General features: G+C 72.8%; 11 protein-coding genes. 6 read left to right on the top strand and 5 right to left on the bottom strand.

Features of this window, described 5'->3' with window-relative positions; genetic code table 11:
• The first annotated feature begins 26 nt into the window (after positions 1-26).
• The 4 genes from ACIPJ2_RS02305 to ACIPJ2_RS02290 all read left to right on the top strand — a co-directional run bounded on the left by ACIPJ2_RS02305 (position 27) and on the right by ACIPJ2_RS02290 (position 5,197).
• Complete coding sequence (locus ACIPJ2_RS02305; RefSeq protein ID WP_281266149.1) at positions 27-953, top strand: NADP-dependent oxidoreductase; 927 nt, start codon at positions 27-29, stop codon at positions 951-953.
• Positions 954-1,030: 77 nt separating this feature from the next.
• Complete coding sequence (locus tag ACIPJ2_RS02300; RefSeq protein WP_402727373.1) at positions 1,031-1,222, top strand: PspC domain-containing protein; 192 nt, start codon at positions 1,031-1,033, stop codon at positions 1,220-1,222.
• Between the two features lie 72 nt (positions 1,223-1,294).
• Positions 1,295-2,668: an L-serine ammonia-lyase gene (locus ACIPJ2_RS02295; RefSeq protein WP_402727372.1), complete on the top strand. Its 1,374-nt coding sequence runs from the start codon at positions 1,295-1,297 to the stop codon at positions 2,666-2,668.
• Between the two features lie 210 nt (positions 2,669-2,878).
• Positions 2,879-5,197: a hypothetical protein gene (locus tag ACIPJ2_RS02290; RefSeq protein WP_402727371.1), complete on the top strand. Its 2,319-nt coding sequence runs from the start codon at positions 2,879-2,881 to the stop codon at positions 5,195-5,197.
• Between the two features lie 19 nt (positions 5,198-5,216).
• Here ACIPJ2_RS02290 and ACIPJ2_RS02285 read toward each other — a convergent pair whose 3' ends face one another.
• Genes ACIPJ2_RS02285 through ACIPJ2_RS02265 form a run of 5 tightly spaced genes read right to left on the bottom strand, consistent with a single transcriptional unit; the run spans position 5,217 to position 9,922 of the window.
• Entirely contained in the window at positions 5,217-6,053 is an 837-nt protein-coding gene (locus ACIPJ2_RS02285) for a class II fructose-bisphosphate aldolase (protein WP_402727370.1), read from the bottom strand.
• On the bottom strand, positions 6,050-6,982 hold the full coding sequence (locus ACIPJ2_RS02280) for a 1-phosphofructokinase family hexose kinase (protein ID WP_402727369.1): 933 nt from the start codon (positions 6,980-6,982) through the stop codon (positions 6,050-6,052). Before ACIPJ2_RS02280 ends, ACIPJ2_RS02285 begins: the two co-directional genes overlap by 4 nt.
• Positions 6,979-8,097, bottom strand: coding sequence for an N-acetylglucosamine-6-phosphate deacetylase (gene nagA, locus ACIPJ2_RS02275; RefSeq protein ID WP_402727368.1), 1,119 nt, complete (start codon positions 8,095-8,097; stop codon positions 6,979-6,981). The genes ACIPJ2_RS02280 and nagA overlap by 4 nt, the downstream gene beginning before the upstream one ends.
• The gene (locus ACIPJ2_RS02270; RefSeq protein ID WP_402727367.1) at positions 8,094-9,044 is read right to left on the bottom strand and encodes an ROK family protein; all 951 of its coding nucleotides are present in this window, start codon (positions 9,042-9,044) and stop codon (positions 8,094-8,096) included. The genes nagA and ACIPJ2_RS02270 overlap by 4 nt, the downstream gene beginning before the upstream one ends.
• Entirely contained in the window at positions 9,044-9,922 is an 879-nt protein-coding gene (locus ACIPJ2_RS02265; RefSeq protein ID WP_402727366.1) for an SIS domain-containing protein, read from the bottom strand. The genes ACIPJ2_RS02270 and ACIPJ2_RS02265 overlap by 1 nt, the downstream gene beginning before the upstream one ends.
• A 132-nt stretch (positions 9,923-10,054) precedes the next feature.
• Between ACIPJ2_RS02265 and ACIPJ2_RS02260 the strand changes: the two genes are divergently transcribed.
• Both ACIPJ2_RS02260 and ACIPJ2_RS02255 read left to right on the top strand, forming a co-directional pair.
• A complete protein-coding gene (locus ACIPJ2_RS02260) occupies positions 10,055-10,843 on the top strand; it encodes a DeoR/GlpR family DNA-binding transcription regulator (RefSeq protein ID WP_402727365.1) in 789 nt (262 codons plus the stop codon).
• A 191-nt stretch (positions 10,844-11,034) separates the two neighbouring features.
• Positions 11,035-12,240 carry a Gfo/Idh/MocA family protein gene (locus ACIPJ2_RS02255; RefSeq protein ID WP_402727364.1) on the top strand — a complete coding sequence of 402 codons (1,206 nt, stop codon included), beginning with the start codon at positions 11,035-11,037 and terminating at the stop codon, positions 12,238-12,240.
• Positions 12,241-12,251: the final 11 nt, after the last annotated feature.

The raw sequence follows: 12,251 nt of genomic DNA, 5'->3' as shown, positions 1-12,251 counted from the left end.
GGCGCGGAGGCGTAGCGTCTCCGGAGATGACCGATCTTCCTGAGACCATGCGCGCCGTCCGTTTCGACGAGTGGGGCGACCGGACCGTGCTCCGCGTCGCCGAGGTTCCCGTCCCGGCCGCCCTGCCGGGGCGCGTCCTCGTCCGTGTCCGGGCCGCCGGGATCAACCCGGGGGAGTCCGCCATCCGTCAGGGGGTGTTCGGCGGGGACCTGCCGTCCGGCCAGGGCACCGACTTCGCCGGGATCGTCGTCGCGGTCGGCGAGGGTGTCGACGGCGTCGACGAGGCCGAAGAGGTCATCGGCTGGTCGTGGGACCGGTCGAGCCAGGCCGAGTACGTGTCCGTCCCGGCCGAGCAGGTCGTGCAGAAGCCGCGGTTGCTCGACTGGACCGTGGCCGGTGGGCTGGACGTCATCGCGACGACCGCGGCGGCTGCCGTCCGTGCCGTGGACCCGAGGCCGGGGGAGACCGTCGTCGTCTCCGGCGCCGCAGGGGGCGTCGGCGGGTTCGTCACGCAGCTCCTCACGAACGAGGGCATCGACGTCATCGCCGTCGCGTCGGAGTCGAACCACGAGTGGCTCGCGTCCAAGAAGGCACGTCCGGTCGCCTACGGGGACGGACTGCAGCAGCGCATCGAGGAGCTCGCGACGAACGGGGTCGACGCGCTCATCGACACGCACGGCGCCGAGTACGTCCACCTCGGCATCGCGCTCGGGATCCCCGCCGACCGCATCGAGACGATCATCGCGTTCGAGGCGGCGGCCGAGGTCGGTGCGCACGCATCGGGCAGCTCGGACACCGCCGATCCCGAGATCCTCGGCGCGCTGGCGAACATGGTGGCGGAGGGTGCGATCGAGGTGCCGATCGCGGCGACCTACCCGCTCGACCGGGTCCAGGACGCCGTCGCGGAACTCGAGCAGGGGCACACCCGCGGCAAGATCGTCCTCGTTCCCTGACCCGGGGGTTCTCCCCACCCCGGATCCGGAGGGAGACCACCTTCTGCGGCGGTCGTCGGGTGCGTAGCGTCATGGACATGAACGCACTCACCCGCCCCGGCAACGGCCGTGTCCTCGCCGGCGTCTGTGCCGGCATCGCCGACCGCTTCGGCTGGTCCCGTACCTTCGTCCGCGTCGCCTGGGTCATCCTGAGCTTCTTCCCCGGTCCGCTCTGGATCGCCTACGTCGTGCTGTGGTTCCTGATGCCCGCCGAGGGCAACCGCCGCTGAACGTCCGTCCGTCCGGACGGGCTCCGTCCGTCCGGACGGGCTCCGTCCGTCCGGACGGGTTAGGGTGGCGACGTGCCGGTCTCCGTCTTCGATCTGTTCAGCATCGGTGTCGGCCCGTCGAGCTCCCACACCGTGGGGCCGATGCGCGCCGCAGCCGAGTTCGCCGACCGCGTCCGGGCACTGCCCGTCGTGACGATCCGCGTCGACCTCTACGGCTCGCTCGCGTCCACCGGGCAGGGACACGGAACGCTCGGCGCCGTCGCGATCGGGCTCACCGGCGAGCTGCCGGAGGACGTCGACCCCGACGCGATGACGGCGGCGCTCGACACGCTCGAGGAGACCGGCGTCCTGCGGATGTCCGGCGGGCAGCGCGTGCCGTTCCGGCTCCGCGACATCATCCAGCACCCCTTGACGATGTTGCCCAGACACCCGAACGCCATGCGGCTCCGCGCGTTCGACGACTCCGGCTCCGAGATCGCCGTCGAGACCTACTACTCGGTCGGCGGTGGGTTCATCACGCGGGACGGCGACGATGAGCCCGCAGCCGTCGCCGAAGCAGCGATCCCCGTCGACGACACCGTGCCGCACCCGTTCTCCAGTGGTGCCGAGCTGCTCGCCGCCTGCGCTTCGACGGGGTTGCCGGTGAGTGGCATCGCCCTGGCGAACGAGGTCGCGACCCGCTCCGAGGACAGCGTCCGCGACGAGCTGCTCCGCATCCACGGCGTGATGGAGTCGTGCGTCGACCGCAGCGTCCGGCGAACCGGAACCCTGCCGGGCGGGCTCGAGGTCCGGCGACGTGCAGCCGACTGGTTCGGACAGCTCACCCGCGACGACCCCGACCACGACCCGCTGTTCGCGATGGAGTGGGTGAACCTCTGGGCGATGGCGGTCAACGAGGAGAACGCATCGGGCGGACGCGTCGTGACGGCGCCGACGAACGGTGCGGCGGGCATCATCCCCGCGGTCCTGGCCTACGCACTGCACTACGTCGACGGGCTCGACCGCGACGAGGCCGTCGTCCGCTTCCTCCTCACCGCCGGCGCGATCGGGTCGATCTACAAGGAGCGCGCCTCGATCTCCGGCGCCGAGGTCGGCTGCCAGGGCGAGGTGGGTTCCGCCGCGTCGATGGCGGCCGCCGGGCTCGCCGAGGTCCTCGGCGGAACCCCGGAACAGGTCGAGAACGCCGCCGAGATCGCGATGGAACACAACCTCGGGCTGACCTGCGACCCGATCGGCGGGCTCGTGCAGATCCCCTGCATCGAGCGCAACGCGATCGCCGCGAACAAGGCGGTCAACGCGGCCAGGATGGCGCTCCGCGGGGACGGCGTGCACCACGTGTCGCTGGACCAGGTCGTCGAGACCATGCGGCAGACCGGTGCCGACATGTCGACCAAGTACAAGGAGACCGCGATGGGCGGTCTGGCGGTGAACGTCCCGCTCTGCTGACGTGACCGGCGTGCCGGGGCCGAGCCGAGCCTCCAGGGCGACGCGTGGGGGACCGGGCGGGGTACGACGCTCCACAACTGGGGGCGCGCATTCCGGCGTCACCGCTGTCGGAGTGGCACCTCCGCGGGTTAGCGTGCTCGCGTCCGCTCGAGCACCGAGCGGGCCGGTGCCCACGGATCGGGCGCCGTGCAGAGTCATGGAGTGACGCCGATGCACCACCGCACCCTCGCCTTCCTGACGGCGGCCGCCCTCGGGGCGACGCTCGCCGTCGGTGTCGCCGCACCCGCCTCGGCCGGGACGGCCCCCACGCCGACCGTCCCGTCGACCGTCGCGTCCTCGGGGTCCGTGCCGACGTCCTCGGACCCGACGGACGGCAGGACCCCCGCCGACACCCCGGTCGACCTCACCGTCGTGCTGCGCCCGACGGACCGGACCGCGCTGCGAGACCTGCCGGCCACCACGGCCGGAGCCGGTCCCGACGAACGGAGCGACGCGGTCGACGCCCTGGCGCCCGAGGAGCCGCACGGCGCAACGGTCCGGTCGGCGCTCGCCGCAGCGGGGTTCACGGTCACCGACCTGGACACCTGGGAGCTCGAGGCCACCGGAACGGCTGCGCAGGCCGAGGCGCTCTTCGCGACCACCCTGGTGGGCAGCGGCGACGGCATGCACCCCACCAACGACGTCGTCATCCCGGCGTCCTTCGGCGACTCCGTGACCACGGTGTTCGGGCTCGACGCCCGGCCCGCCGCATCGCACGCCGCGCTCCCGGGCGGCTACGCGCCTGCTGACCTCGCCAGGGCCTACGGCTCCTCGAGTGCGGCGAGCGCCGGAGCCGGCACCACCGTCGCGACCGTGCAGCTCTCCGGCTGGGACCGCAACGACCTCGTCGCCTACGCGGCGGCCGTCGGGCGACCGGTCCCCGCGCTCGACCAGATCGCCATCGACGGCGCCGACGTCCACCGGGCGGACGGCTCCGGCGGCGAGACCGAGGTCGCGCTCGACCAGGAGGCCCTCCTCGCCACGGCGCCCTCGGCCCGGCAGCGCGTCTACGTCGCACCGAACTCGTTCCAGGGGCTCTACGACGCCTACAGTCGCATCGCGGACGACGTCCAGCGTGCCGGCATCACGGCCGTCAGCGTCTCGTGGGGCTCCTGCGAGTCGCTGACGTCCGCGGCAGCCCGCGGGGCACTCGACGACGCGCTCGACCGCATCGTGGCCGCCGGGGCGACCGTGTTCGCCGCCTCCGGTGACGACGGCGCGATGTGCCCGACCGGACCCCGCTCGTCGGTCCGCTCGGTGACGTACCCGGCATCGTCGCCCGCCGTGGTCGCGGTCGGAGGGACCTCGCTGCGGACCACGTCGTCGGGCACCTCGGAGTCCGCATGGTCGAACACGTACGGAGCAGGCGGGGGTGGCGTCTCCGCGGCGTACGACCGCCCGGCGTGGCAGTCCGGTACCGGTGTCACGGGGACGAAGCGCCTCGTCCCCGACATCGCCTCGGTCGCGGACCCCGCGACCGGGCCCGGGATCTACCTCGGCACGGCGCACGGCTTCGCGCTCGGTGGCGGCACGAGTCTCGCGTCGCCGGTCGTCGCCGGCCAGCTCGCCGCGGCACTCGGGACCCGCGGGTGCACCGTCGGCATCGGGGACCTGCACCAGACGCTGTACTCGAACCCGACGGCGTTCCGCGACGTGACGTCGGGGACGAACGGCACTGCGGCGGCGACCACCGGGTACGACCAGGCAACAGGACTCGGGACGCCGAACTGGGGCGTGCTCGGGGCCCTGCTGCCGACCGCCGGGTGCGCTGGCGGTGGCGCCGGTGCTCCTGCCGCTGTCGGGCCGGCCGCGGCAGGAGCCACGGCCACGGGGATCACGGGTTCGGCGACGCCGGTGCCCTCCGGCACGTCGATCCGGTCGCCGCACGGGCTGTACTGGCTCGACCTGCAGTCCGACGGCCGCCTCGTCGAGTGGGGCGGCGGACGGGCGCTGTGGTCGTCGAACGTCGCGTCCGCGGGCGCGACCCTCACGGTCGGCACCGACGGCACGCTCGCGATCCGGTCGACCACCGGTGCGACCGTCTGGGCCGCAGGCAAGCCCTCCGCGGGAGATGCTCCCGTGCTGCAGGTCACCGACCTCGGCGTGGTCCAGCTCGTCCGTGGGACGACGGTCCTGTGGCAGCAGGTCCCTGGCACGCGCGACCGCCTGGTGCCCGGCGCCAGCCTCGTCCCCGGACAGGAGATCCGGGACACCACCGGACACCGTCGTTTCATCGTCCGGGCCGACGGCCAGCTCCGGATCATCCTCGGATCGAAGACGGTGTTCGCCGTCGCCGGTGGTCGGGGCAGTTCCCTGCGGGTGCAGACGGACGGCAACGTGGTGCTCTACGACGCCGTGGGCAAGGCGAAGTGGTCGACCGCGACGTGGCGGTACGGGGGGAAGAACATGCAGTTGCGGATGCAGACCAACGGTGACCTGGTGCTCGCGCAGGGGACGACGACGAGGTGGCACTCCAGGACGAAGGGCTGAGCGCCGCGGCCTCGTCGCGTCAGTGTGCCAGGAGTGTCAGGAGTCTCGCGGTCTCGGTCGTGATCGCGTCGCGGCCGGCGGCGACGTACTTCCGCGGGTCGACCAGTTCCGGCCGCTCGTCGAGCACGTCGCGGAGCGCCCGGGTGAAGAGCCCGTTGAGGTGCGTCGAGATGTTGATCTTCGTCATCCCCGCCGCCACCGCACCACGGAGCTCGTCGTCCGACAGTCCCGACGACCCGTGGAGCACGAGAGGCACCGGCACGCTGTCGTGCAGCCGCCCGATCAGGTCGCGGTCGACGGCGGCCTCGCGGGTCTGCATCGCGTGCGAGGTCCCGACGGCGACCGCGAGGGCGTCCACCCCCGTCGCGGCCACGAACGCCGCTGCGTCGGCCGGGTCGGTGCGGACACCCGGTGCGTGCACGCCGTCCTTGCCGCCGACCTCGCCGAGTTCGGCCTCGATCGCGATGCCGGCCGCGTGACAGCGGTCCGCCAGGACACGGGTGGCGGCGACGTTCGCGGCGTAGTCGAGGTGCGAACCGTCGTACATGATCGAGTCCACCCCGAGCGCGATGCCCTCGGCGACCAGGTCGGTGTCCTCGACGTGGTCGAGGTGCACGAGGACCTCGACGTCGGCCGAGCGCGCGATCGCCTGGGTCGCGGTCGTGATGGGTGCGAGCCCGCCGTGGTAGCGGACGCAGTTCTCGCTGATCTGCAGGATCACCGGCAGACCGGCGGCGGCGGCACCCGCGACGATCGCCTCGGCGTGCTCCAGCAGGACGACGTTGAACGCCCCGATGCCGTGCCGGGTCGATCGGGCGGTGTCGAGGAGCCCGGTGAGGGCCAGGTCGGTGATCATGCGGGACTCCTGGTGGGGTCGAGGGCGGAGAGGAACCGGTGTGCGGCGTCGTGATCGATCTCGCCGGCGACGGGACGGAGGACCGCTGCTGCGCCGAAGGCCGCGGCCGTGCGCAGTGCCAGGGCGGTGTCGGCACCGCGGGACAGTGCGAGGACCAGGCCGGCGGTCGCGGCGTCCCCCGCGCCGGTGGGGTTGCCGGTGACGCCGGGCACGGCGGGCACCTCGACCACGTCGTCGAGCGCGTGTGCCGCGATGCCGTCGGCTCCGCGCGAGACCACGACCAGTCCGGCACCGCGCCGGAGCAGGTCGAGCGCGCCGTCCCGTTCGTCCGGCAGGCCCGTGGCCTCGGCGAGTTCCTCGCGGTTCGGCTTGCACACGGTGGCACCGGCGTCGGCCGCCGCGAGGAGGGACGGGCCCGAGAGATCCGCGACCACGAGGACCCCCGCCGCGACGGCGTCGGTCACCCAGGGGACGACCACGGTCGGCTCGGCACCGACAGGGAGCGAGCCCGAGAGCACGAGCGCGACGGTCTCGTCCGGAGCTGTTGGCCCGAGGGCGGCCCGGACGGCTCCGTCGACGTGGGACCACGACCCAGGTGGCACCGACGGCCCGGGCTCGCCGAACATCGTGGGGTGGGTGAGGTCGTCGACCACCGTCACGGTGGTGCGGGTCTCGCCGGGGACCGGGACCGTGGTCGCATCGAGCCCGAGGGCGGCCACCGCATCGGCCACCCAGGCCCCTGCGGCGCCGCCGAGTGGCAGGACCGAGTGGGTCCGGACACCCTCGGCGTGCAGCACACGTGCGACGTTGAGCCCCTTGCCGCCGGGTCGCCGGTCCACGTTCCGGACGCGTTGGGTCGTGCCGACACGCTGTTCGTCGACGCGGTAGGTGACGTCCACCGCGGGGTTCGGCGTGACGACGACGATCATGCGAGGACTCCTTCGGTGAGCGGACGGGCGCGGAGCCGATCGGCGTCGAGCACGAGTAAGTCGGCGCGTGACCCGGGGCTGAGGGGCTCCGGGAGACCGAGCAACGCCGCGGCGTTCCCCGAGGAGATGGCGACGGCTTCGGCGATCGCGTCCGGACCGCTCGCGAGGACACGGGCGACGGCGTCCGCGATCGTGCTCGTGCTGCCGGCGAGCGACGACCCGTCCGCGAGCATCGCGACACCGTCGGACACCAGGACGTCCGATCCGGCGATCCGGTAGCGTCCGTCCGGGCACCCGGTCGCGGCCATCGCATCGGACACAAGTACCATCCGGCCGGCGGCGCTGCGGCGGACCAGGTCCACCGCGACGGCGTCGAGGTGGTGACCGTCCACGATCGCTTCGACGGACAGGCGGTCGTCGGTCAGGGCGACGCCGACCGGGCCGGGATCGCGGTGGTGCAGCGGGGGCATGCCGTTGAAGACGTGGGTGACGAGTCGCGCACCGGCATCGACGGCGCGCAGGACCGTGTCGGCGTCCGCGTCGGTGTGCCCGATCGCCACGACGATCCCGGCGTCCGTGAGCCGGCCGACCGCGTCGAGTGCGCCGGGGAGCTCCGGTGCCAGGGTGACGACCCGGAGCGCGTCGGCCGCGGCGTCGAGGTACTCGTCCACCTCGGCCGTCGTCGGTGCGTGCAACAGGTCCGGTGCGTGTGCTCCCCGTCGGGCGGGCGAGAGCCACGGCCCCTCGAGGTGCAGTCCGACGAGCGTGCCGTCCGCGACCAGTGGCCGGAGCCGACGGAGCGCCGACAGGGTGTCCGCAGGGGTACCGGTCGCGATCGACGCGACGAGCGACGTCGTCCCGCGGTCGGCGTGGAAGGCGGCCACGGCGCGGGCATCGTCCGCGGTGCAGGTCGCGAAGTCGTGGCCGAGCGCACCGTGCGCGTGCAGGTCGACGAAACCTGGCAGGACCGTGCCGTCGGTCTCGACGACGCGGTCGTGGGGAGGGGCGTCCCCGGAACCCACGGCGGCCACCCGCCCGTCCTCGACGAGCAGCCAACCCCCGTCGGTCGTCCCGGTCGGGGTGACGAGCCGCGCGGAGCGGACCAGCGTGCTCACCGCGTGCCCTCGGCGACGAACGGCATGCCCTCCGCGACGCGGGTGCCACGCTCGAGGAGATCGCGTGCGAGCAGGCCGGCCCCGATCGCGCCCGCCGCGTCTCCGTGACGGGCCGGCACGACCGCGGGGACACGGAGCCCGGCCAGCCGGTCCGCGACCGCCGCACGGAGGGGGTCGAGCAGGAGCGGGCCGGACCGGGCCAGGCCCCCGCCGACGACGACGGTGTGGCACCCGGCCACCGCGGTGGTCCACCCGATCACGTCGGCGAGGACCTCGACGCACTCGCGCCAGACCCGGGCGGCCGTCGCATCGCCCTGCTGGACGAGGAGCATGGCGGCGTGCGCGCTCTCGACACCGGTCCGGCGTGCGACGGCACCGGCCGAGGCGATCTCCTCGACCCGGGCCCCGGCGTGCGGTCCGTGTGCGAGCCGGACCTGGCCGACCTCGCCGGCCCATCCGCCGCCGTCAACCACGGTGCCGTCGACGACGAGCGCACTCGCGAGCCCGGTGCCGATCGGCAGGAACACGGCGGAGCCTTCGTCGAGGCCACCCGATCGCACCTCGGCGAGGGCACCGGCACGGACGTCGTGCCCGAAGGCGAGCGGAACGTCGACGCCGCGGGCGAGCAACGCTGCGAGCACCCGTGTACGCACCGGGACGTCCCGCCAGCCGAGGTTGACCGAGAGCACCGAGGTGCCGGCGCGCTCGTCGACGACACCGGGGACGACGAGCCCGACGGCATCGAGCGAGACGGTGCTGTCGGCATCGCGCGGGACAGCGCCGACGGCGAGGTCCGCGACGGTCTCCGCGAGCCGCTGCGCGTCGGGGTCGTCCTTCGGCGTCGGCACGCGGTACTCGGCGAGGACCTGCCCGTCGGCGTCGGTCAGTCGGGCCTTGATGCCCGTGCCGCCGACGTCGACCCCGAGCACGGCCCCGCTGCCGGCCATCAGGTGAGGATGACCGAGCGGGTCAGGGAACGCGGGTGGTCCGGGTCGAGCCCGCGACGCTCGGCCAGCGCGACCGCGAAACGGTGCACGACGACGAGCCCCGCGATGGGGTCGAGGTCGTGGTGGACGAACCGGGCACCGGTCGCGGCGACCTCGTCCGGCAGCCCGTCGGGCGTGCTGCCGAGGGACCAAACGAGTCGACCGGGCTGCGCGATCGCGATCGGGCCGTGCCGGTAGTCCATCGCCGGGTACGACTCGGCCCAGAACTGCGCGGCTTCGCGGGTCTTGAGTGCTGCCTCGAACGTCAGGCCGACGGCGGCGCCGCGACCCACGAACGTCACCTGCTCGGCGTCGAGGAGGTCCTCGATGGGCAGCGCGAGCGCCGCTTCCGCCTGGACGGCCAGTGCATCGACGTCATCGCCGATGGACGCGCGCAGCAGGGCGAGCGCCGTCGTCGCGAAGCGGGTCTGGACGACCGAACGCTCGTCGGCGAACGGCAGCGCGATCGTGTCGTCCGAGACCGCCGCCGCCGGGCTGTCCGGCACGGCGGTGATCAGCACGGTGCGCTGCGTGGGGAGGTCGGAGAGCAGCGAGACGATCTCGGTCGTCGTGCCGGACCGGCTGATCGTCACGACGCGGTCGTACTCGCGTCCGGTCGGGTACTCGGATCCCGCGAACGCGTCGGTGACGCCGAGGCCGGCCTGCTCGCGGGCCACGGCGTAGCTCATCGCGATGAACCAGCTGGTCCCGCACCCGACGACGGCGACGCGTTCGCCTGGCTGGGGGAGGGTGTCGACGAAGGAGGGGAGCAGGGCGGCCGCAGCGCGCCAGGTCTCCGGCTGCGACGCGAGCTCTTCGCTCACGAAGGTGTCGGTCATGGGTGCCTTCCGGTCCGGTCTCGATCCGGGTGATCGATGGTCGGAAGCATAGCGAGCGATCGTGCGCGATGCGAGAGGAAAACGTCATTTCCGATCAGTGACCGAGCGCGGCACGCCCGTAGGATGGCCCTCATGACTCCGCAACAGCGGCTCAACGCCCTGCTCGAACTCGTGAGCGAACGGGGCAACGTGTCGATCTCCGAGATCGGCGAGATGCTCGGGATCTCCCCGGCCACCGCTCGCCGCGACCTCGCGACCCTCGCCGACCAGCGGCTGGTCACCCGCACGCACGGCGGGGCCGCCGCGCTCGGCGCCGGGTACGAGCTGCCGCTGCAGTACAAGATCGCCAGGCAGGCAGAAGCCAAGACGGCGATCGCCCGTGCGACGGCGGCGCTCATCGCCCCGGGTGACACCGTCGGGCTGAACGGCGGGACCACCACCACCGAGGTCGCCAGGGAGCTCGGCAAGAGCGAACGCTTCATCCGGGCGGACGGCGAGTACGGCGTCACGATCGTCACCAACGCGCTGAACATCGGGTACGAGCTGTCGGTGCGCGCCAACGTCAAGATCGTCGTCACCGGCGGCGTTGCTCGTCGTCAGTCCTACGAACTCGTCGGCCCGCTCGTCCGCGACACCCTCGACGAGTTCGCGCTCGACGTCGTCGTGCTCGGCGTCGACGGCCTGACGGGCCAGTACGGCGCCACCACCATGCACGAGGGAGAGGCCGAGGTCAGTCGGCACTTCGCCTCCGTCGGGCGTCGGGCGATCGTCGTGGCGGACTCCACCAAGATCGAGCGCTCGACGTTCGCGCGGATCTGCCCGCTGGATCGGATCGACGTCCTGGTCACCGACCAGCCGGTCCCGCCGGCGTTCGGGGCCGACCTCGCCGCCGCCGGCGTGGAGCTCGTCGTCGCCGACTGAGCCGACTGAGCCGACTGAGCCGACTGAGCCGGACCGGGGCTGACGGGCCCGCCAGCACCACGACGTCGCGCCCGGACGTTACCGGCGTGTAAAACCCTCGCATCTCGCTTCCGTGAGCGATCCGTGAGCGCCTATTGTGCATTCATGATCGATTCGGCATCATGGGCGTCACAATCACGCAAGGGAGCGAGATGAGCGTCGACACGTACGAAGGACTCCGCATCGCGGTGATCGGCATGGGCCAGCGGTCCGCCATCGCCCGCCACGTCGCCGAGGCGGTCGCCTCGAGCACCGATCTGGAGGCCCGGGTCACCGCCGTCGCGGACGTCACCGCCGACGGGCGGGAACGCGGACGCAGCGAGTACCCCGACGCGCTGGTGGTGGAGTCCCACCGCGACCTCGTCGGCGCGGTGGACGCGGCGATCGTCACGACCCCGGACTGGACGCACGCCGAGATCGCGATCGACCTGCTCCGCGCGGGCATCGCGGTCTACCTCGAGAAGCCCCTCGCCATCACGGTGGAGGACGCGGACGCCGTGCTCAACACCACTGCCGAGACGGGCACCCCGCTGTACGTCGGCCACAACTTCCGGCACGCCGCCGTCGTCCGGCTCATGCGGGAGATCGTCGAACGGGGCGAGATCGGCGAGGTCAAGGCCGTCTGGTGCCGCCACTTCGTCGGGAACGGCGGCGACTACTACTTCAAGGACTGGCACGCCGACCGCACCAAGGTCAACTCCCTGCTGCTGCAGAAGGCGAGCCACGACCTCGACGTCATCCACGCCCTCGCCGGCGGGTACACGAGCCGTGTCGTCGGGATGGGCTCGCTGTCCGTCTACGGCGACGTCACCGATCGTCGCGACCGCAGCGGTGAGCTCATGGGGGACTGGTTCTCGCTCGACAACTGGCCGCCGCTCGAGCAGACCGGCCTGAACCCCGTCGTCGACGTCGAGGACGTCTCGATGGTGATGATGACGCTCGACAACGGCGTGCAGGCGAGCTACGAGCAGTGCCACTTCACGCCGGACTACTGGCGGAACTACACCGTGATCGGGACCGAAGGCCGTCTCGAGAACATCGGCGACACCGGCGGCGGCGTGGTCAAGGTCTGGAACCACCGCCGCGGGTGGGACGTCCAGGGCGACCGCGAGTACCCGATCGACGGCGTCGACTCCGGCCACGCGGACGCCGACCTGCTCACCATGACCGAGTTCCTGCGCAGCGTCGCACTCGGCGAACCGACCTCACTGTCCCCGGTCGCGGCGCGAGCCGCGGTCGCCGCCGGCGCCCTGGCGACCCGCTCGCTGCGGGGCGGCTCCGTGCCCATCGACGTCCCGAGCCTCCCGGCCGAGACGATCTCCCACTTCACCCTCCCCACCCAGACCGTCACACGCTGACGGCCGTGCGA

It is taken from the genome of Curtobacterium sp. NPDC090217 (genome assembly GCF_044746705.1).
In the GTDB taxonomy this organism is placed as follows: domain Bacteria; phylum Actinomycetota; class Actinomycetes; order Actinomycetales; family Microbacteriaceae; genus Curtobacterium.
Note: the sequence above shows the minus strand (reverse complement) of the source record. Positions and strands in the feature narration are given on the sequence as shown.